The following is a 20,930-nucleotide window of genomic DNA, read 5'->3' on the forward strand; positions in this document are numbered from 1 at the left end:
CTCGCGTCAATCGATCGTCTTGTCCATCGCCAACCGCATTATCCCGCTTCGCGCGCGATTTCGCGCCAGCCGATGTCGCGGCGGCAGAATCCTTCGGCGAAATCGATGGCATCGACCGCGTGATAGGCGGTGTCGCGCGCTGCGCGCACGGTTGCCCCGCTGGCCGATACGTTCAGCACGCGGCCGCCGCTGGCGCGCAACACACCCTCATCATCGCGCTGGGTTCCGGCATGAAACACTTTGGCGCCATCGCGTTCGGCCGCGGCAATTCCCGCGATCATCCCGCCCCGGCTGGGCGTGCCCGGGTATCCGTCCGCCGCCATCACGACCGTCAACGCCGGGCGGGGTGCAAAATCGGGTGGCGCGATCGCTGCCAGCCGGTTGTCCGCGACCGCCGACAACAATTCGACCAGATCGCTGTTCAGCCGCAGCATCAGCACCTGGCATTCGGGATCGCCAAACCGGCAATTGTATTCGATCAGCTTCGGGCCGTCAGCCGTCAGCATCAGCCCGGCATAGAGCACGCCCGAATAGGCCATGCCCGCATCTGCCATCGCCCGCACCGTGGGGGCGATGATCCGGGTGATCGCCTCTTGCTCCAGCACCGGGGTCAGCACGCGCGCAGGGCTATAGGCGCCCATGCCGCCGGTGTTGGGCCCGGTGTCGTTGTCGCCGACCCGCTTGTGATCCTGCGCCGATCCGAATGCCACAATCGTGCCGCCGTCGGTCAGCGCAAACAGGCTGGCCTCTTCGCCGGTCATGAATTCCTCGATCACCACGGCGGCGCCGGCGCTGCCGAACTGGCCGCCAAACATGTCGTCGATGGCGTCATGTGCTTCCGCGGCGGTTTCGGCGATCACCACGCCTTTGCCCGCGGCCAGCCCATCGGCCTTGATCACCACCGGCAGGCCAAACCCGGCCAGCGCGGCCAGCGCGTCTTCGCGGCTGTCGGTGCGGACATAGCCGGCGGTCGGGATGCCGGCGCGCGCGCACAGGTCCTTGGTAAAGCCTTTTGATCCTTCCAGTTGCGCGGCAGCGCGCGACGGGCCGAACACACTGATCCCGGCGGCGCGTACACTGTCGGCCAGGCCGTCGACCAGCGGCGCTTCCGGCCCGACCACCACCAGGCCGATCGCATGCGCATGACAAAACGCGATGACCGCGCCATGGTCGGTCACATCGATCGCGTGGCATTGCGCGTGTTCTGCTATGCCCGGATTGCCGGGTGCGGCATGAAGCTTGCCCAGCAGCGGGCTTTGCGCCAGTTTCCACGCCAGCGCATGTTCGCGCCCACCGCCGCCGAGCAACAGGATATTCATGACCTCTCCCTTCGCCGACGATGATTACGGCGCACCCGGCCTGTTAGCGAGCGAAACGGCGGGCGACAACGCCCCGGCGCTGTCGATTTCCGAACTGTCGCAACTGTTGAAGCGCACGGTGGAGGACCGTTTCGGTTTTGTCCGCGTGCGCGGCGAATTGTCAGGGGTAAAACGTGCCGCTTCCGGCCACCTGTATCTCAGCCTGAAGGATGATGGCGCGCGGCTGGACGGGGTGATGTGGCGCGGATCGGTGCAGCGGCTGGGGTTTCAGCCCGCCGACGGGGTCGAAGTGATCGCCACGGGTAAGTTGACGACCTATCCCGGCCGGTCGAATTACCAGATCGTGATCGAACGGATGGAGGTCGCGGGCGAAGGCGCGCTGCTGGCGCTGCTGGAAAAGACCAAGGCGCGGCTGGCCGCCGAAGGACTGTTCGATAGCGAGCGCAAACGCCCGATCCCCTATCTGCCGCGCGTGATCGGCGTGGTGACATCGCCCACTGGCGCGGTGATCCGCGATATCCTGCACCGTCTGCGCGACCGCTTTCCCGTGCATGTGCTGGTGTGGCCGGTGCTGGTGCAGGGCCAGGGTGCCGGCGCGCAAGTGGCGGCGGCGGTGCGCGGGTTTTCCGATCTTGCCGCCGATGGCGCGATTCCGCGCCCTGATCTGGTGATTGTCGCGCGTGGCGGCGGTTCGATCGAAGACCTGTGGGCGTTCAATGAAGAAGTGGTGGTGCGCGCGATCGCCGGTTGCACCATCCCGGTGATCAGCGCGGTGGGCCATGAAACCGATACCACGCTGGCCGATTTTGCTGCCGACCGCCGCGCGCCGACGCCGACTGCCGCCGCCGAAATGGCTGTGCCAGTGCGCGCAGAACTGATCGCGTCGTTGGCCGAATTCGAAGCGCGACGGCAGCGCGCGATCGGGCGCCAGGTGGCGCAGGCGCGTGAACGGCTGGACGCGCGCGCACGTCGCCTGCCGCAGCCACAGGCGCTGCTGGCGGCGCAGGCGCAGCGGCTGGATGATCTGGGCGACCGGCTGCGACGGTCACTGGGCCATCGCACCGAACTGGCGGCGGCACAGCTGGCGCGCCACGCCGGGGCGCTGCGCCCCGGGCTGCTCGACGCACGGTTGCGGCGTGAAGGCGAACGGCTGTCGGCGCTGCGTTTGCGGCCCGAATTGTTGTTGCAACGGATCGGCGTCGCGCGTCAGCGAGTCGATGCGCTGGATCGTCTGCGCCGTTCACTCGACCCCGATGCGCCGCTGCTGCGCGGCTATGTGCTGGTCACCGATGCCACCGGTGGCGTGGTGAAAACCCGTGCCGATGCGGTGGGTCACGCTGCGCTCATGCTGAAATTCGCCGATGGAAAACTGGCGGTGGTGCCGCAACCGGATGATCCGGCGCCGCGCCCGGCCCGGCCGCGCGCCACGCCGGCACCCGGCGGATCGACCACCCAGCCCAAATTGCTGTGACGCGCGAAATTGCTTTAACCGGCAATTGGCCATAGAGAGCGGGAATGCTGACTCCCCCCGCCAGCCGCCTTGCGCGGCTTCACTATCTGCCCGGTACCTTTCGCCAGCTGTCGCCGGGTGATCACGTGCTGTGCGCGGTGACCGGCGCGCTGATCCCGCTCGATATGCTGCGCTATTGGAGCGCCGATCGGCAAGAGGCCTATGCCAGCTGCGCGATCGCCACGCGGCGGCTGCTCGGGCAGGAATGATCGTAACCCGGCGCCACCTGCTGGGTGCCGCCGGTGCCCTGGCGGCGGGGTCTGCACTGGCCGCCGATGATCGTTTTGCGCTGACTGGCGCGGCGACCCAGGGCGGGTGGTTGCGCGGGCGGGTGCCTGCCGGCACGACCGCGCTGCGCCTGGATGATCTGCCGGTGGCGGTCGCCGCCGATGGCGCGTTCCTGATTGCGTTTGACCGCGATGCGCCACCAACGGCCACTTTGGTGGCAGAGGGTACAACGCTGCGCCAGACGATCGCCATTGCCCCGCGCGCCTGGCAGATCGAACACATCGATACCCCGCTGCATCCACCGGGCATGGCCGATGCCGAATTTGCCCGCCGCCGCAGCGTGGAACTGGCGCGAATCGGCGCGGCGCGACGCCACGACACCGGCGCAGCGGGCTGGCGCCAGACCATGCTGCGCCCCGCGCACGGCGCATTCACCGGCCGGTTTGGCGCGCAACGCGTGTTTCGCGGGGTCCCGGCGGCCTATCATGGCGGGCTGGATATTGCGGCGGGCGCGGGCACGCCGATCGTGGCACCAGCGGATGGTGTGGTGGTGCTCGCTGCCGTGGCCGAACCGTTTACACTCGAAGGACATCTGCTGATCATCGATCACGGCATGGGGCTGAACAGCGCAATGCTGCACGCCCGCGCGCTGTCCGTGACCGAGGGCACTGTGCTGCGCCAGGGCCAGCCGGTCGGCGAAGTTGGCATGACCGGCCGCGCCACCGGGCCGCATCTGCACTGGGCACTCAACTGGCACGGGCGCAAGCTCGATCCGCTGCTGTTTCTGGATCGTACCTGAGCGATTCTTCGCAACGTCTGCAGAGGTTTCCCGCGCCAAAAAAAGCCGCCCGGAGCTGAGCTCCGGGCGGCGCTTGTCGACATATCGGCGGTGTCAGAACTTGGCAGTGACGCCCGCGTAAAGCATGCGGCCAAACAGGTCATAGGTATCGGCCACCGTATTGGTGCCCGGCCATTGGCTGTTGCCGCTGGTGATCAACGGCGGCTGCTTGTCGAACACGTTGTTCGACCCGACATAAAATTCAAGCTTCTTGGCCTCACCCACGGTAAATTTCACCTGAATGTCGGAATAGGTGTATGAAGGGATAGCAAATTTTCCCGAGCTGCCAGTAACCGGGCCAAGGTATTTCAACTTATACGCAAAAGAAACTGGCCCGGTGTTGTAACCTGCGTTCAGCGTGAACTGGTTCTTGAAACCCGTACCAAGCTGACTACCGGCGTATTGGTCGGCGGTCCCGAGTTCCTTCGAAACAGGACCACCAACGAAAGGCGTCTGCTGCTGCTTGAACTTGTGGTTATAGAACAACGCAAAGGTCAGGTGTTCGTTTGGTGCGAAAACATGCGTGTTAAGCGCATAGCGTGCCTGCAAGTCGATGCCTGCCACCTGATACGATGCGGCATTGATATTAAGCGAATCGACCTGTTTGATAAAGCCGTTCGCATCACGCGTGATGCTGTTGCAGAATTGCGGATTGCTCGTCTGGAAGCACTGATCGACCGACGTCTGCTGGTCGACCGACGATATCGCGTTCTTGACCTTCACGTTATAGTAATCGACCGTCATGTCGAAGCCGCGGAAAAACGACGGTTTCACCGTCATACCCGCAGTAAACGTATTGGTTGCTTCGGCATTCAGATTGAGATTGCCGCCAAGATATCCGTAAGCGGTCTGAACTTGCGCAAGTGAATAGGCGAAATTCTGGCCGGGGTGGTTCGCGAGATAATTGGCGATCCCCGGGATCGACTTACAGGCGGCAGGAAGAGGGATGGCACCGCTCGCGGGCGGTGTGTCGCCATTGCCTGCGTTCTGGTCGCACGGATCGATCACCTGGATCGCGGTAAGGCTTTTGTTGGCAAACAATTCATTGATATTGGGGGCACGCACCGCGCGGGCATACATCGCACGGAACAGGATATCCTGATGCGGTGCCCAGGTTCCGCCGTACTTGTACGACCACACCGACCCTACCGTCGAATAATTGGCATAGCGCGCGGCGCCCTCGAGCGTCAGCGCGTGGAAGAACGGCTTGTCTGCCAGCAGCGGGATGCTGACTTCGCCATAGGCTTCCTTGGAGTTGTAGGAACCGATGGTATTGGTCGCTTGCTGCGCCGAGCTAATCCCCGCGTTGGTGAACGGGTCATAGATCTCACGGGCCTTTTCGTGGTGATATTCGCCGCCGATCGAAACGCCAACGGGCCCTGCCGGCAACCGGAAGAGTGCCCCCGAAATGTTGACTGTTGCGACGTCCTGATAGCTCTTGCGCAGATATTCGTCGGTAACCGTCTGCCCCGCGGTTGCGCCGGGGGCAATTCCGCCCACGCCCGAATACGTCGACAGCCACTTGATCGCCGCGGCCGAAGCCGTGTTGTAACCGAAGATATTGATCGGCACGCAACCGGCGGCGCGGGCCGCGGGATCGGCACAAACGATCTGGCCGTTGATCGTCGTGGCATCGAGCGCCGCGCCGTAGTTGTTCAGCAGGATCGCCCCGGAGCGGGTATCGTCACGCACCTGGCTGTGTTCGTAGGACACGTCGTAACGCCAGCCGGCGCCAAACTGTCCCTTCAGACCGATAACGCCACGCCAGAAATCGCGATTGTCGACCGGGCTGCGGTCAAACAATTCGACCGAGCGGCGGCGGAAATTGATGAATTGCACGCCATTGGCGATTGCCGCATTGGCAATCTGTGCGGGCAGATAAGGATTGGTGACGGAAATTCCGGGAAACGGGCTGCCGTCCAAATTCAGCACAGACTGACCAGGAGCACCCGAATCGTCGACCGCAAGCGCTTCGATATGACTGTTTGCCTTGGTCTTGTTGTAGGTCAGTTCGGTGTAGAGATCCGCTTCGGGACCGAATTCGTAATCCGCCAGAAACGCAGCGGTATAGCGCCGAAGCGGGGTGGCCAGCAGGCGTTGCGATGCGCGACGATAGCCGTCGACCTTTGCGCCCTCGTAAAGCTTCACGTTGTTGCTGCGGTCGAACGTATAAGTCTGGCCCGCGGCCGACGAGAAATTTGCATCTCCGCTGGTGTCGAACAGGCCCTGGGCGGCATACGAGCTGTTTTGTGGTGTGTCGTTTTGTGAATAGGTGCGTTGCGACGCCTTCAGCGCGTCGTCATCGGTAAAGGCCAGATTGAGCACGACGTGGCCCTTGCCGCCGGCAAACTTCGTGCCGGTGAGCAGAGAGGCATATCGTTCGCCAGCATCGCCCCGCCCCGAGGTCATGCCCTGCATGTGCAGTTGCACACCCTCGAAGTGATTCTTCAACAGGATGTTGACGACGCCGGCGACAGCATCCGAACCGTAGACCGCAGACGTGCCGCCCGTGGCGATTTCAACACGGTCGATAAGGTCGGTGGGGATATTGTTGAGATCGACCGCTGAATCGCCCGGAATGCCAACGCTGCGCCGCCCGTTGATCAGCACCAGCGTGCGAGACTTGCCAAGATTGCGCAAGTTGACCGTGGCAACGCCGTTGTCGAAGTTCGAGAAGTTGGAGGCCGAGCGATCGGCCGACTGGCCCGAAATCGGCAGATCCTTCAGCGCGTCGAGCAGGTTGGTCTGGCCCTTGTTCTGAAGCCCCAGTGCATTGACCACGGCAATCGGAATGGCTGTTTTCAATTCGGGACGCGCGATGCGCGAACCGGTCACGATAATGGTTTCGCCCGGCGTTTCAGGCGCTGCGGCTGGCGCGTTGGCCGCGGGCGCGGTCTGTGCAAAAGATGGCGATGCACACAGCGCGATGGCAAGGACCAGCGGCGCCGCCCCCGATTTGATGGCAATTTTGTGTGATGAATTCATGATAGTCTGCCCCTATGAAAGTCGGGACAGCAACGCGGCCGACCCGACAGACAAATCCGCAATAATCCTGTGCTGCTGTGTTCAGACCCCATCGCGTCGGGGTCGAATGCCAGCGCCGCAAAGGAGCGGTTTCGATGGACCCAAGTGGCCGAGCGGCATCCCGACCTCAAACGGGTTTGCTGCAAATCTGGCAAATTGTTGCGTTGATGTTGCACGATCGACACAATTTGTATGTAAAGCAAACCATTGCGCACAAATGAAAAAGGCGGCGAGGTAACGTTTCGTTACATAGGCGTTGCTCAATCGAGAAACGAAATTTCAGAAGATTGCCCGCCAACGCTCAAAATGTTGCGGGGCAGCCAAAATACGCGCATCTGTGTCGAAAAACCCAAAGATTAAACATTGGTAATGTTCTTTGCGCTTTTTTGCGACGATCGGAACCCCCGCCTTGGAACCGGTTGCAAATCGCGTCGGGGTGGCGCTGTGTTCCGGTTGCAAACGATACCCGCCAATCGCCCTTCCACCCCCGCCCGTCGTCCGGTATAGGGGGCTCATGTCATCCATACGCCCCTGGCGCGATATCGCGCGTCGCAAAAGCCGCCAGATCATGGTCGGTTCGGTTCCCGTTGGCGGCGACGCCCCGATCACCGTGCAGACCATGACCAACACGCTGACATCGGACCCGGTGGCGACGATCAACCAGATCCGCCGGTGCGAAGATGCCGGCGCCGATCTGATCCGCGTGTCCTGCCCTGATGAGGAAAGCAGCGCAGCGCTGCGCCAGATTGTGCGCGCGGCGCGCATACCGGTGATCGCCGATATCCATTTCCATTACAAACGCGCGCTGGAGGCGGCGGATGCGGGCGCGGCCTGCCTTCGCATCAATCCCGGCAACATCGGCAGCGCCGACCGCGTTGCCGAAGTGGTGCGCGCGGCCAAGGCCAACGGTTGCGCCATCCGCATCGGCGTCAATGGCGGCAGTCTGGAAAAGGACCTGCTGGAAAAATACGGCGAACCCTGCCCCGACGCGCTGATCGAATCCGCGCTCGATCATATCAAGCTGCTGCAGGATCACGATTTCCACGAATACAAGGTCGCGGTGAAGGCGTCCGACGTGTTCATGGCGGTGGCCGCCTATATGGGCCTGGCCGAAGCGGTTGATTGCCCGCTGCACCTGGGCATTACCGAGGCGGGCGGGTTGATCGGCGGCACGGTGAAATCGGCGATCGGCATCGGCAATCTGCTGTGGGCCGGGATTGGTGATACCGTGCGGGTGTCGCTGTCGGCCGAACCCGAAGAAGAAGTGCGCGTCGGTTTTGAAATCCTGAAAAGCCTGGGCCTGCGCACACGCGGGGTGCGCGTGGTGTCATGTCCGTCGTGCGCACGGCAGGGTTTTGATGTGATCCGCACGGTGGAGGCGCTGGAATCGCGGTTGCAGCATATCAAGACGCCGATTTCGCTGTCGGTGCTGGGCTGCGTGGTCAATGGCCCGGGTGAAGCCCGCGAAACCGATATCGGCATCACCGGCGGCGGCAATGGCAAACACATGGTGTACCTGTCGGGGGTCACCGACCACCACGTGCAATCCGCCGACATGCTGGACCACATCGTCACACTGGTTGAGGCCAAAGTCGCCGAAATCGAAGCCCGCGCGGCTGAGCCGGTAGGCTGAAACTGCCCGCCGGCCGGTGCAACGCTATCTGATCTTTGCTGTCGGTCTGCTCGTGCTGGTGATCGTGTTCGCACCGTCGCTGGGCATGCTGACCGACAATGTCCAGGGTTCGGCGGATTCCGCTGCCAGCGGGGGAGAGGTTGGTGCGCCCATGATCGCCCCGCCAATCGTGGCCCAGCCGGGCAATGCTGGCGCCGCGGGGGGCAGCGGCGGCGATGGCCTGACCGCGACGCGCGATGCCGGGGGGCAGTTCCGCATCGATGCTGCCGCCAACGGGCATTCTGTCCGCTTCCTGGTCGATACCGGCGCCGATGGCCTCGCGCTTACCGAAACCGATGCGCGCGCCGCCGGGCTGTCACTTGATCCCGATGCCTATCGCCAGGTGGCGAATACCGCATCGGGGCCGGGCTATGGCGCGCACGTGCGCATCGATCAGCTGGACATTGGCGGGCAGACTTTGCGCGATGTCGATGCGGTGGTGGTGCGTGGGCTGGGTACCAGCCTGCTGGGGCAGGCGGTACTGCGCCGGCTGGGCCCGGTCACCATCAATGGCGACCGGATGACCATCGGCGCCGCCCATTGATCGCGGGACTCGACAGCGGCTGTGCATGACGGCATGCCCGCAACAATGACCACGCCCGAAGCCATCACCATTCGCCCCGCCACCCCGGATGATCTGCCACTGATCGCCGCACTGATCCGCGAACTGGCAGTCTATGAAGAACTGGCCGACGAACTGCGCTTTGATGCGGAGCGGCTGGGGCGGGATCTGTTCGGACCGCGTGCCTTTGCCGAAGTGCTGATCGGCGAAGTGGATGCGGTGGCGCAGGGCTTTGCGCTGTTCTTTCACAACTATTCGACCTTTGAAGGGCGCCCGGGGATCTATCTGGAGGACCTGTTCGTGCGGCCCGCAGTGCGCGGCGCCGGTCTGGGCAAGGCGCTGCTGGTGCATCTGGCCGCGCTGGCGGTCGAACGCGATTGCGCGCGGCTGGATTGGTCGGTGCTCGACTGGAACGCGCCATCGATCGGGTTCTACAAATCGCTGGGTGCGCGCGCGATGGACGAATGGACGGTGATGCGCGTCGATGGCGCTGCGCTGGCGGCACTCGCCGTGCGCCGGTGATGACACCGGCGCGGATCAGCCGGCGCGGGGTCCTGGTGGGTGCCGTGGCCGGTGCCATGATGGGCCCGCGCGTGTTTGCGCAAGGCTATCAGGTCAGCGAACAGCATCGCCGCATTCTGGCCAGCGCGCGTGACCGGCTGGATCGGGTGCGCGGCGCGGTGTGGCGCACCGATGTGGTGGGCCTGGCGGATTTCGCGCTGCCCTCGGCGCTGCCCCGGCTGCATTTCGCCGATCTTGAGGCTGGCATGGTCCATTCGTTTCTGGTGGCGCATGGCAAAGGGTCCGACCCCGAACATGATGGCTTCCTCAAACGCTTTTCCAACGATGTGAACAGCGAAGCGACCAGCCGCGGGGCCTATGTCACGTGCCAGTGGTACGATGGCAAATATGGCGCATCGATCCGCCTGGCCGGGCTGGAACCGGACAACAGCAATGCCGCCGCGCGCGCGGTGGTCATGCACCCGGCCTGGTATGCTGATCCGGCGATGTTGGCAAAATGGGGCCGACTGGGGCGCAGCGACGGCTGTTTTGCCATGGCCCCGGGCGATTTTGCCAATGCGCTGTGGCACCTGGCTGCCGGCCGGCTGCTCTATGCCGACCGGCTGGGCCTGGGTTAGTCCACGCGGATCAGATCGGCCCCTGAAATTACAAAGGGTTGTCCAGCTTGATCACGGCTTCGTTGCTCTTGCGCTGGGTGGTGTGCAGCGCGCGCGGCTGGGCAAACGTGGCGATTACCGCCGCGTCACGGGCATAGAGGTCGGGAAAGCTGCGCATCAGCCCGGCCACATCGCGCGCCACCGTGAAATAGGCGATATAGACCGGAAACGGTTTGGCCATCGGCACCTTGGTATATTTGCCCGACAGCGAATATTCGATCGCGGTTTCGGGCGGCAGGTCGGCCCCCAGAATGGCCATCGTCATCGCCAGTTCGGTCGCATGTTCGGCGCGCACGCACCCATGGCTGAGCGCGCGTGCGGGCAACGCGAACAGGCCACGGTTGGGCGTGTCGTGGATATAGATGGCGTGTTCGTTGGGCATGTCCAGCTTGGCCCGGCCCAGCGAATTGGTATCGCCCGGCTGTTGCACCACGGTGATCGTGCCATCGGGGCCTTGCGTCGCGACATAGCCTTCGCGTTTGGCCTTGGCCGGGTTGCCGATCAGGCTTTTGCCCAGACCTTCGCCCACCACGATCGATTGCGGCACGGTCCAGGTCGGGTTGAACACCACGTTCTTGACCTGCTCGGCCAATTGCGGCGTGGCGGTCTTGCCCGGCCGGCCGACAATCGCGCGATAGGTTTTGATGACCCTGTTGTTGACCGTCAGCCGCAACATCTGTTCGGGCACGTTGATCATCAGGTATTGCAGCCCCAGATCGCGGCCCAGCCAGCGCCAGCGGTCCAGATTGGCGCGGATCATGGCGATCTGGCGGGGGTCCTTCGCCTTGGCCAGCATGTCTTTCAACAGCGCATAATCGGGGTGAGTCGGGATCAGTGAGGCCAGCACGCCCGGCACATCGTGCAGCTCGGTCGCCTCGGCCAGCAATTGCGAATTGGGGTGCAGGTCCTGATCGGGATCGACCGCAAACCACTGTTCGCGCGCCGGCATCGGCGTGCGCCCGTCGCGCAGGTCTTCGGTCAGCCAGATGAACAGATGGCTGGCCAGCACGTCCAGTTCCGGCCCTTCACCCTGCGCAATCTGTGCCGCCAGCGCGGCGGGCTGATAATCGCGCGGAAACAGGCCATCGTCGCCCGCGCTTTTGATCGCGGTCAGCAGCGCCTGCGCGTCATTAACGGTCCAGTGTGCAACCGGCAGTGCCTCGGGCGCCTCGACCTCAAACACGCTGTCTGTCGGGGTTGCGGCCGGATCAACAACCGCCGGCAACTTTGCCGCGCGTTTTGTGGTGCCGCCCGCAGCGCTTCCCGGCGCCGGGGCTTTGCCCGCCAGCGTGCCGGTCTTTGCTGTCGCGGCCGGGCTGGTGCCTGTGGCCGTGACGGGCAGCACCCGCTTGATCGCCGGTTTCGGCTTTGGCGGGACCGCACGCGCCTGCGCCTGAGCGGTCAGGTCGGTCGGCCCCGATTGCGCCGGCACGGCCGCCGCAGCGGCAGCGCCGCCCAGCATCAGTGACAACGGGAACAGGACGGAACGGGTGGTCCTGTGGCTTGCGCGCATGGCTGGGTGTTTCCTGCCGGTGAGAGAATGAATGGTGCCGAACGCATGCGCAGGGCATGCATTAACCTCGTCTGGCTCCCTGCCCCAGCCCGGGTCGGCAATCAAGCTTTCGCAGGCAAAAGACTGTTGTCACCGCGCCACGCCACCATAAATTTTGTCGCGGATTTTTGGCCAAAAGCGTGTTTTGCGCACGCGGCCTGTTGTCGCTATGGCCATCGCGATGCGTGCCCGTGCCAACCTCGTCCCGATTTGCGTCGCCCTGACCGGGCTGGCCAGTTTCAGTGTGATGGACGGCGTGATGAAGGCGGCCTCGATCGCGGTTGGCGCCTATGCCGCGCTGTTCTGGCGCAACCTGTTTGGCGCCATACTGATGACCCCGGTGTGGGTGACCGTGCAGCGGCGCAACGGGGGGCGGTGGCTGCCGCCGCTGCGGGTGCTGCGGCTGCACCTGGCGCGATCGGCGCTGGCCGGGGTGATGGCCGTGCTGTTTTTCTGGGGCACGATCTATACGCCCCTGGCAGAGGCGATGGCGCTGTCCTTCATCGCCCCGCTGATTGCGCTGTTTCTGGCCGCGGTGTTTCTGGGTGAACAGGTCAAGCCGCGCGCGTTCGGCGGATCGGTGCTGGCGCTGGTCGGGGTGGCGGTGATCGCGGCGGGCAAATTCGGCGTGCACCATTCGCCGATGGCGCTGCTGGGCGTGGCCGCGCTACTGACCTCGGCGGTGCTCTATGCCGGCAACCTGGTGATACAACGGCACCAGGCCCAACTGGCCGGTCCCGACGAGATCGCGTTTTTCCAGAACGTGTTCATCACCGTGCTGTTTGCCCCTGGCGCCTGGTGGCTGGCATCGCTGCCCACCGGGCACCAGATCGTGCTGGTCGGGTGCGGGGCGGTGCTGGCGGTGACATCGCTGATGCTGCTGGGCTGGGCCTATGCCCGGGCAGAGGCGCAAGTGCTGGTGCCGCTGGAATACACCGCGTTCCTGTGGGCGGCGCTGGTCGGCTGGCTGATGTTTGCCGAACCGGTGACAGCGCGCACCATGGCAGGAGTGGTGCTGATCGTTACGGGGTGCCTGATCGCAATCAGCACGCGTACCGTGCCCGGCGACAATTGCCAGCCCAACCCGGCCTGACCGGGCGGACCTCACGCGATTTGGCCTGATGGCCGTGTGGCGGCCCTGTTTTTGCAAATGCGACGCAATAAGGCGGCGGGGTGTTACGCAATCGCGCGAAGCATCGCAAAACCGGCGATTTTAGCGGTTCGCCGGTCTTGACGCAGGCGCACCAAACGCGCATCGCGCGATCCGCAAGGCATGTCTTGTCTCGCGCTCCGGGTCATCCGGTTTCGCCAGCCGGGCGTTCAGGTCGGGTGCTGGCAAACATGATGACCTGATTCCCAGGGCGGTGCGGCAGGAATGTTGGCCACTATACACAGGGAATCCGCAATCCATGACTCAGGTCGGACACGATACGCTCGGCACCCGCAGCACGCTCAGCGTCGGCGGCAAGGACTATGCCTATTACTCGCTGGCCAAGGCCGCGGCGAAGTTTGGCGATATTTCGCGTCTGCCGTTTTCGATGAAGGTGCTGCTGGAAAACCTGCTGCGGTTTGAAGACGGCGGATTTACCGTGTCCACCACCGATGTTCAGGCGTTGATCGACTGGCAGAAAGCCCCGGTCGAATCATCGAACGAGATTCAATACCGCCCCGCGCGCGTGCTGTTGCAGGACTTCACCGGCGTGCCTTGCGTGGTCGATCTGGCCGCAATGCGCGATGCCATTGCCAAACTGGGTGGCGATACCAGCAAGATCAATCCGCTGGTGCCGGTCAACCTGGTGATCGACCATTCGGTCATGGTCGATGAATTCGGCACGCCGCAGGCCTTCTCGCAAAACGTCGAAATCGAATACCAGCGCAATTTCGAACGCTATGACTTCCTCAAATGGGGTTCGAAAAGCCTCGACAATTTCTATGCCGTGCCCCCTGGCACCGGCATCTGCCACCAGGTCAATCTGGAAAACATCGCGCGCACGGTGTGGACCAGTACCGATCAGAGCGGGGCCACGGTGGCCTATCCCGACACTTGCGTCGGTACCGACAGCCATACCACGATGGTCAATGGGCTGGGCGTGCTCGGCTGGGGCGTCGGCGGGATTGAGGCAGAGGCGGCCATGCTGGGCCAGCCGGTGTCGATGCTGATCCCCGAAGTGGTCGGGTTCAAATTCACCGGCGAACTGAAAGAGGGCGTGACTGCCACCGATCTGGTGCTGACCGCGACCAACCTGTTGCGCAAGCACGGCGTGGTTGGCCGGTTTGTGGAATATTATGGCCCCGGTCTGGCCGGGCTGACGCTGGCCGATCGCGCCACGCTGGCCAACATGGCGCCCGAATATGGCGCGACCTGCGGCTTTTTCGGGATCGATGACAAGACGCTGGATTATCTGCGCCTGACCGGCCGCGAAGAAGACCAGATCGCGCTGGTCGAGGCCTATGCCCGCACGCAGGGTTTCTGGATCGACCCGGCGGTCGAACCGATCTTCTCCTCGACGCTGGAACTCGATCTGTCGACCGTGGTGCCATCGCTGGCCGGGCCGAAACGCCCGCAGGACAAGGTATCGCTGCCCAATGTCGACGACGTGTTCAACCAGGACCTGGCCGACGTTTACAAAAAGGTTCAGACGCGCGTTCCCGTCGACGGAAAAGGCCACGATATCGGCGATGGCGATGTGGTGATCGCCGCGATCACCAGCTGCACCAACACATCGAACCCCGGTGTGCTGATCGCGGCCGGGCTGGTCGCGCAAAAGGCCGATGCCTTTGGGTTGAAGCCGAAGCCGTGGGTGAAAACTTCGCTCGCGCCGGGATCGCAGGTGGTTACCGACTATTTGGTCAAGGCCGGGCTGCAACAGCACCTCGACAATATCGGTTTCAACCTGGTCGGTTATGGCTGCACCACCTGCATCGGCAATTCGGGGCCGCTGGCCGAACCGATCAGCCGCGCGATCAATGAACACGGCATCGTTGCCGCCTCGGTCATTTCGGGCAACCGCAATTTCGAAGGCCGCGTCAGCCCGGATGTGCGCGCCAATTTCCTCGCCAGCCCGCCGCTGGTGGTCGCCTATGCGCTGAAGGGCACGGTGATCGAGGATTTCATCACCACGCCGATTGGCCAGGCGACCGACGGCACCGATGTCTATCTGAAGGACATCTGGCCGACCAACGCCGAAGTCGCGACCGTGATGGCCGGCGCGCTCGATCGCGCGATGTTCCAGGCGCGTTATGCCGACGTGTACAAGGGCGATGCGCATTGGCAGGCGATCAACGTTACGGGATCGGAAACCTACCAGTGGCGCGCCGGGTCGACTTATGTCGCCAATCCGCCCTATTTCGACGGCATGTCGATGACGCCAGAGGCAGTGGGCGACATCACCGATGCCAAACCGTTGCTGATCCTGGGCGATTCGATCACCACCGACCACATCAGCCCGGCCGGCAATATCAAGGCCGACAGCCCGGCGGGTGAATGGCTGCTGGAACACCAGGTCGCCAAGGCCGATTTCAATTCCTATGGCGCGCGCCGTGGCCATCATGAGGTGATGATGCGCGGCACCTTTGCCAACATCCGCATCAAGAACGAAATGGTCCCCGGCACCGAAGGCGGGCTGTCACGCTATGGCGCGGACGTCGCGCCCGTTTATGACGTGGCCATGCGGCACAAGGCGGCGGGCGTGCCCACCGTGGTGATCGCGGGCAAGGAATATGGCACCGGATCATCGCGCGACTGGGCGGCCAAGGGCACCAAACTGCTGGGCGTGCGTGCGGTCATCGTCGAAAGCTTTGAACGCATCCACCGCTCCAACCTGGTCGGGATGGGCGTGCTGCCGTTGCAGTTCAAGGACGGCGACACGCGCCTGTCGCTGGGCCTGACCGGGGATGACACGTTCTCCATCACCGGCGTCGCCAGCCTGAAACCGCGTCAGGATGTCGAAGTGGTGGTCACCCGCGCCGATGGCACCACGTTCACTTTCACCGCGCTGTGCCGCATCGATACCGCCAACGAAATCGAATATTTCAACAACGGCGGCATCCTGCAGTACGTGCTGCGCAAACTGGCAGCCTGATCCCGCGCGCCTGGTTGACGGTAGTGGTGGGGGCGGTGCCGATGGGTGCCGCCCCCATTTTCATGCCCTGACTGTGCCATCGCCACCCCGAACCGCTCGTTCACACCGGCGGGTGCAAAAAAGGGCGATCCTCTTGCATAAGAGGATCGCCCTTTTCTTCTGAACCGCCCGCTGGAGACAGGCGTAAACCGGTATCAGGCCTTTGCCACCGGCCTGGCGCGGCGCTGGCGGATGACCAGCGCGGCGGCGCCCATGCCGAACAGGATGACCATCGATGGTTCGGGCACATCGGTCGTGCCGCTCGATGTGGTGGTGGTCGTGGTGCCGCTCGACGTCGTGGCACCGCTCGATGTCGAGCCGCTGGTTGACGTGCTGCCCGATGTCGAGGTGCTGGTTGATGAACTGCCCGATGTCGATGACGAAGTGGACGTGCTGCCGGACGTCGACGAACTGCCAGAGGTCGACGAACTGCCCGATGTCGAGCTGCTGGTCGATGTGCTGCTGGTGACATTGCCCGAACTGGTCGAAACATTGCCGGAGCTGGTCGATACGTTGCCGGAGCTTGTGGAAACATTGCCGGAGCTGGTCGAAACATTCCCGGAGCTTGTGGAAACATTCCCCGAACTGGTCGACACGTTGCCTGACGAAGTGGAGGTCGACCCACCCGACGTTGATGTCGATCCGCCCGAAGTTGAGGTCGATCCGCCGGAACTGGAGGTCGATCCGCCTGAGGTCGAGGTTGACCCGGTCGAGGTTGAGGTGGAACCGCCCGAGGTGGTGGAGGACACCACGATATTGCCGCCGCCGCCGCTGCTGCCGCCAAAGAATCCGCCAAAGAATCCGCCGCCAAAACCGCCGCTGCTGCCGCCTTCAACCACGACCTGGCCACCGCCACCGCCGCCACCCATGCCCTGCGGCGGCATCGGCGGCATATAGGGCACCGGCATCATCGCCACTTGCTGGACCGGCTGGCACGACCGCGTTACGGTGGTGCGCACGATGCGGCGCGCGTGGTGCGTCATGTGCGGTGCGGCCCGGCGTGCAACATGCACCGGCTTCGCGTGCTTGATCTGTTTGATCATGATCGGTTTGACGTGGTGCATTTCACCCGCCGACGGGGGTTCGGACATGTGCACAGCACCGCCGCCGAGCATGGCGCCGCCCGCTGCGCACGCTGCCAGTTTTGCCAATGCCATCCGAACCGACATGATTGTCGCCTTTTCCTCCAGTCACACCATGGTCCGGACCGTTTCTGCCGACCCGTGGTGAGTGGGATACATGTCCCGTTACAAACAAACGCAGATCACGCGGCCAAGGGCAACGGGGTTAACCACTTTTGGCGGCGCAATTTGCTGCGATATCAGGAAACTGCGACCGCGCGCTTAACTCTGTACCAGTTCGGGACCGAATCCGCTGCACCGGTTACTGCATTGGCGACGCGCCGGGGCCCACCGCGTTGCCTGATCGATTCGTCATGATTCGGGATCAAACAGCGAGGATTGCGTTGCCCCGGCTTGTGGCATCGGCAGATTCAGGTGCTGCCACGCGCGCTCGTTCAGACAGCGTCCGCGTGCGGTGCGCGCCACCATGCCCAGCTGGATCAAATAAGGTTCGATCACTTCCTCGATCGTGTCGCGCGGTTCGGACAGCCCGGCGGCCAGCGTTTCCACCCCCACCGGCCCGCCTTTGTAGATGTCGGCAATCATCATCAGATAGCGGCGATCCTGCAGATCCAGCCCGATCGAATCGACCTCCAGCCGGGTCAGCGCCGAATCCGCCAGCGCGCGGGTGATCGTGCCATCGCCGGCGACTTGCGCAAAATCGCGCACGCGGCGCAACAACCGCCCGGCCACGCGCGGGGTGCCACGCGCGCGGCGGGCAATTTCGCGCGCGCCATCAGGATCGATGCCGATCCCCAGCAGGCCGGCGGCGCGCGTGACCACGCGTTCCAGTTCGGGCACGGTATAAAACTGCAACCGCACCGGAATGCCAAACCGGTCGCGCAACGGGGTCTGCAACAGCCCGGCGCGGGTGGTCGCACCGATCAGCGTAAACGGCGGCAGATCGATCCGCACCGATCGCGCCGATGGCCCTTCGCCGATGATCAGATCGAGCGCGCGGTCCTCCATCGCCGGATAGAGCACCTCTTCAACCTGCGGATTCAGCCGGTGAATTTCGTCGATGAACAACACATCGCCCGATTCCAGGTTGGTCAGCAGCGCCGCCAGATCGCCCGCCTTGACGATGACAGGCCCCGACGTTGCCCGGAAATTCACCCCCAGTTCGCGGGCGATAATCTGCGCCAGCGTGGTCTTGCCCAGGCCGGGCGGACCAAAGAACAGCACATGGTCCATCGCCTCGCGCCGGGCCTTCGCGCTGGCGATAAATACTTTCAGGTTGTCGCGCGCTGCCTCCTGCCCGACGAATTCCGCCAGCGTCTTTGGCCGCAGCGCCGTATCGGCGTCTTCGATCTGGGCTTGCGGCGACAGCAGCGGATTGTCGGTCATGCTGTCGCCCGTTTCAGCGCGACGCGCACCACTTCACCCAGCGGCGCGGCATCGCCCAGGTCGGCAATCGCGCCGGCGACCGCGGTCGCGGCAATCGCGGGTTTGAATCCCAGGTTCTGCAGGGCCGAAATGGCATCGCCGCTGATCGATCCGGGGACAACCACTGCGCTGTCGGGGGCAAACCCGGCGCCGCTGCCAAGGCCAGCCAGTCCGCCGGCCTTGTCTTTCAATTCGTTGACAATGCGCGTGGCCAGTTTCGGCCCGACCCCGTTGGCGCGCGCGACCGTGGCGGCATCGCCGGTGGCGCAGGCGCGCTGCAATTCATCCACCGTCAGTGCCGACAGGATCGCCAGCGCAACCTTTGATCCCACGCCCTGCACCACGGTCAACAGCCGGAACCACGCGCGTTCGCCCGCGCTGGCAAAGCCGATCAGGCGCATGTCGCTTTCGCTCACCTGCAATTCGGTATGCACCACCGCGCGGTCGCCGCGATTGCCCAGCTGCGCCAGCGTGCGCGCCGATGCGAATACCAGGTAACCGACGCCGCCGACGTCGATCACCGCCCAGTCGGGGCCGCTGTCATCCAGGATACCGGTCAGCTTTGCGATCATGGTTTGTTCTCTAATCGCAAACGCGGCGCTATGCCAGTGGGTTTGACCGGGTAGTGCCACCCACCGCCCCGCACCCCCGGCCCAGCCGCCCATTGATGGTAGCCTGTGGGTGGCTGGGCCGGGGGTGCGGGGCGGTGGGTGGCACGTCTAACCAAGAAGCGTCGTCAGCATCGCCGGAAGAAACGATCCACCCAGAAACGCGCTTAACCCCATGAACACACCAAACGCGGCAAACCCCCAGGCCACCCACAACACCGCGACCATTTCCATCAGCGCCGATACCGCTGCCAGCGAAATGGCGGTCGCGATCGCCGCGTCGGCGGCGTTGAACTGTTCGTGGCGGAACCGCAAATGGCTATATTCGCCCTCATGATCGCGCGCCTTGGCCGACAGCTTGGGCGCTTCGGCCTTGTACCGGGCAATATCGCCGTCCAGCCCGGCCACTGCGGCATCCACTTTGCCAGGCTGGCCCAACAGCGACAATTGCGTGCGGGTCCCTTCGGCAATGTGCAGCTTGGTCCGGCTGGCCTGGTATTCGTTCCAGCTGTCGATCGCGTGGGATTCGCTGCGGTCCATGCCCTGGACGGTGTTTTCGTCCTTGATATGGCACAGCCCGATAAACACCGACAGCGTGACCACGGTGATCGCGATCTGGCGGTTGAGCCGCTTGTCCTTGGCTTCGGCGCTGACTTCCAGTTCCATGGCGATACCTTTGGTGGGTGTGGCGGCTCTTTGCCGGTCCGACGCCAGCCTCTACACCGTGGCGGATTAACGGTGGCTGCCCAGCATATTGGCGTGGGTGATCGCCACGGCAAGGGCGTCGGCGGCATCTTCGCCGGCAATCCGCACCCCGGGCAACAGCACTTTGACCATCGCCTGCACTTGCGCCTTGGCCGCCGCCCCCGTGCCGACCAGCGCCTTTTTCACGACTTTTGATGGATATTCCGCGACCGGCATCCCGGCGCGCGCCAGCGCCACCATGGCCACCCCGCGCGCCTGCCCCAGTTTCAGCGTGGATTGCGGGTTAACGTTGACAAACACCTCTTCCACCGCGCCGCTGTCGGGTGTGTGGAGCGCCACCACCTGGGTCAGCACGGCATCCAGATGCACCAGCCGTTCGGCCATGGTCAGTGTGATGTCGGTGCGGATCTGGCCATTGGCGACATGGCTCAACCGGCTGCCGGCCTTGGCAATCACGCCCCAGCCCGTACAGGTCAGCCCCGGATCAAGCCCGATGATGATCATGCGGGAGTGATACAAAGCTGCACTGACGTGCAGTCATACCTCCCGCCCCGCCTCCCCACCCGACCACCAATGATACCATCATACTGTGGTGGTCGGGTGGGGAGGCGGGGCGGGAGGTATGAGCCGCGCTCAGCGCGGCCTGGCGCCAGGCTCAACCCAGCTTTTCCATCACATCGTCGGGGATGTCGTAATTGCCCCACACCGTCTGCACGTCGTCGTCATCGTCCAGCGTGTCGATCAGTTTCAGCAGCGTCGCGGCGGTTTCGACATCGACCGTGGTTTTCAGCGAAGGCCGCCAGGCCAGCTTCACACCCTCGGCCTCACCCAGCGCCTTTTCCAGTTCGCGCGCCACCGGGTGCAGGTTTTCGATGCCAACCCAGATCTGGTGCGAATCCTCGTCGCTTTCCACGTCTTCGGCGCCGGCCTCGATCGCGGCCTCGAGCACTTTTTCCTCGTCGCCCGCTTTGCCCGGATATTCGATCAGGCCCAGCCGTTCAAACCCGTGGCTGACCGCGCCCGATGCGCCCAGGTTGCCGCCGTTTTTGGAAAAGGCGGTGCGCACATTGGTGGCGGTGCGGTTGCGGTTGTCGGTCAGCGCCTCG

Annotated in this window: 19 protein-coding genes; 10 read left to right on the forward strand and 9 right to left on the reverse strand. The window is 63.9% G+C overall.

The window, feature by feature from the left end:
* Positions 1 to 38 precede the first annotated feature (38 nt).
* Positions 39 to 1,319, reverse strand: a complete 1,281-nt coding sequence (gene purD / locus ABWP89_RS11645) for a phosphoribosylamine--glycine ligase (protein ID WP_353229408.1) — start codon at positions 1,317 to 1,319, stop codon at positions 39 to 41.
* Between purD and xseA the strand changes: the two genes are divergently transcribed.
* From xseA to ABWP89_RS11660, 3 genes are read left to right on the forward strand one after another with little or no spacing between them, the layout of a single operon-like run.
* The gene (gene xseA / locus ABWP89_RS11650) at positions 1,318 to 2,790 is read left to right on the forward strand and encodes an exodeoxyribonuclease VII large subunit (RefSeq protein WP_353229409.1); all 1,473 of its coding nucleotides are present in this window, start codon (positions 1,318 to 1,320) and stop codon (positions 2,788 to 2,790) included. The two genes, purD and xseA, sit on opposite strands and share 2 nt — an antisense overlap.
* 44 nt (positions 2,791 to 2,834) lie before the next feature.
* The gene (locus ABWP89_RS11655) at positions 2,835 to 3,038 is read left to right on the forward strand and encodes a DUF2093 domain-containing protein (RefSeq protein WP_353229411.1); all 204 of its coding nucleotides are present in this window, start codon (positions 2,835 to 2,837) and stop codon (positions 3,036 to 3,038) included.
* Positions 3,035 to 3,856, forward strand: a complete 822-nt coding sequence (locus ABWP89_RS11660) for a M23 family metallopeptidase (RefSeq protein WP_353229412.1) — start codon at positions 3,035 to 3,037, stop codon at positions 3,854 to 3,856. Before ABWP89_RS11655 ends, ABWP89_RS11660 begins: the two co-directional genes overlap by 4 nt.
* Before the next feature lie 93 nt (positions 3,857 to 3,949).
* Here the strand turns inward: ABWP89_RS11660 and ABWP89_RS11665 are convergent, their stop codons facing one another.
* The gene (locus ABWP89_RS11665) at positions 3,950 to 6,880 is read right to left on the reverse strand and encodes a TonB-dependent receptor plug domain-containing protein (RefSeq protein ID WP_353229413.1); all 2,931 of its coding nucleotides are present in this window, start codon (positions 6,878 to 6,880) and stop codon (positions 3,950 to 3,952) included.
* Between the two features lie 553 nt (positions 6,881 to 7,433).
* Between ABWP89_RS11665 and ispG the strand changes: the two genes are divergently transcribed.
* The 4 genes from ispG to ABWP89_RS11685 are packed head-to-tail and all read left to right on the forward strand — an operon-like array spanning position 7,434 to position 10,292.
* Complete coding sequence (gene ispG, locus ABWP89_RS11670) at positions 7,434 to 8,552, forward strand: flavodoxin-dependent (E)-4-hydroxy-3-methylbut-2-enyl-diphosphate synthase (protein WP_353229414.1); 1,119 nt, start codon at positions 7,434 to 7,436, stop codon at positions 8,550 to 8,552.
* Between the two features lie 16 nt (positions 8,553 to 8,568).
* The gene (locus tag ABWP89_RS11675) at positions 8,569 to 9,135 is read left to right on the forward strand and encodes a retropepsin-like aspartic protease family protein (RefSeq protein WP_353229415.1); all 567 of its coding nucleotides are present in this window, start codon (positions 8,569 to 8,571) and stop codon (positions 9,133 to 9,135) included.
* Between the two features lie 45 nt (positions 9,136 to 9,180).
* Positions 9,181 to 9,675 carry a GNAT family N-acetyltransferase gene (locus ABWP89_RS11680; protein WP_353229417.1) on the forward strand — a complete coding sequence of 165 codons (495 nt, stop codon included), beginning with the start codon at positions 9,181 to 9,183 and terminating at the stop codon, positions 9,673 to 9,675.
* Positions 9,675 to 10,292 carry a murein L,D-transpeptidase catalytic domain-containing protein gene (locus ABWP89_RS11685; RefSeq protein ID WP_353229418.1) on the forward strand — a complete coding sequence of 206 codons (618 nt, stop codon included), beginning with the start codon at positions 9,675 to 9,677 and terminating at the stop codon, positions 10,290 to 10,292. Before ABWP89_RS11680 ends, ABWP89_RS11685 begins: the two co-directional genes overlap by 1 nt.
* A gap of 28 nt (positions 10,293 to 10,320) precedes the next feature.
* Here ABWP89_RS11685 and ABWP89_RS11690 read toward each other — a convergent pair whose 3' ends face one another.
* Positions 10,321 to 11,844, reverse strand: a complete 1,524-nt coding sequence (locus ABWP89_RS11690) for a L,D-transpeptidase family protein (protein WP_353229419.1) — start codon at positions 11,842 to 11,844, stop codon at positions 10,321 to 10,323.
* Between the two features lie 220 nt (positions 11,845 to 12,064).
* Between ABWP89_RS11690 and ABWP89_RS11695 the strand changes: the two genes are divergently transcribed.
* Positions 12,065 to 12,976, forward strand: coding sequence for a DMT family transporter (locus ABWP89_RS11695; protein WP_353229421.1), 912 nt, complete (start codon positions 12,065 to 12,067; stop codon positions 12,974 to 12,976).
* A 316-nt stretch (positions 12,977 to 13,292) separates the two neighbouring features.
* Positions 13,293 to 15,965 (forward strand): aconitate hydratase AcnA, encoded by a 2,673-nt coding sequence (acnA, locus tag ABWP89_RS11700; RefSeq protein ID WP_353229422.1) that lies wholly within the window; start codon positions 13,293 to 13,295, stop codon positions 15,963 to 15,965.
* Positions 15,966 to 16,159: 194 nt separating this feature from the next.
* Here the strand turns inward: acnA and ABWP89_RS11705 are convergent, their stop codons facing one another.
* The gene (locus ABWP89_RS11705; RefSeq protein ID WP_353229431.1) at positions 16,160 to 16,237 is read right to left on the reverse strand and encodes a hypothetical protein; all 78 of its coding nucleotides are present in this window, start codon (positions 16,235 to 16,237) and stop codon (positions 16,160 to 16,162) included.
* Here ABWP89_RS11705 and ABWP89_RS11710 point away from each other — a divergent pair.
* Positions 16,218 to 16,901: a hypothetical protein gene (locus tag ABWP89_RS11710; protein ID WP_353229433.1), complete on the forward strand. Its 684-nt coding sequence runs from the start codon at positions 16,218 to 16,220 to the stop codon at positions 16,899 to 16,901. The two genes, ABWP89_RS11705 and ABWP89_RS11710, sit on opposite strands and share 20 nt — an antisense overlap.
* A gap of 536 nt (positions 16,902 to 17,437) precedes the next feature.
* On the opposite strand, the gene ruvB is transcribed toward ABWP89_RS11710, so the two are convergent.
* The 5 genes from ruvB to ABWP89_RS11735 all read right to left on the reverse strand — a co-directional run.
* A complete protein-coding gene (gene ruvB / locus ABWP89_RS11715) occupies positions 17,438 to 18,472 on the reverse strand; it encodes a Holliday junction branch migration DNA helicase RuvB (protein ID WP_353229423.1) in 1,035 nt (344 codons plus the stop codon).
* Positions 18,469 to 19,083: a Holliday junction branch migration protein RuvA gene (gene ruvA / locus ABWP89_RS11720; RefSeq protein WP_353229424.1), complete on the reverse strand. Its 615-nt coding sequence runs from the start codon at positions 19,081 to 19,083 to the stop codon at positions 18,469 to 18,471. The genes ruvB and ruvA overlap by 4 nt, the downstream gene beginning before the upstream one ends.
* 147 nt (positions 19,084 to 19,230) lie before the next feature.
* Entirely contained in the window at positions 19,231 to 19,785 is a 555-nt protein-coding gene (locus ABWP89_RS11725) for a DUF4337 domain-containing protein (RefSeq protein ID WP_353229425.1), read from the reverse strand.
* Between the two features lie 66 nt (positions 19,786 to 19,851).
* Complete coding sequence (gene ruvC / locus ABWP89_RS11730) at positions 19,852 to 20,328, reverse strand: crossover junction endodeoxyribonuclease RuvC (RefSeq protein WP_353229426.1); 477 nt, start codon at positions 20,326 to 20,328, stop codon at positions 19,852 to 19,854.
* Between the two features lie 151 nt (positions 20,329 to 20,479).
* Positions 20,480 to 20,930: YebC/PmpR family DNA-binding transcriptional regulator (locus ABWP89_RS11735; protein WP_353229427.1), on the reverse strand; the 451-nt coding region annotated here is incomplete at its 5' end.

It is taken from the genome of Novosphingobium sp. (assembly GCF_040398825.1).
Taxonomy (GTDB): Bacteria; Pseudomonadota; Alphaproteobacteria; order Sphingomonadales; family Sphingomonadaceae; genus Novosphingobium.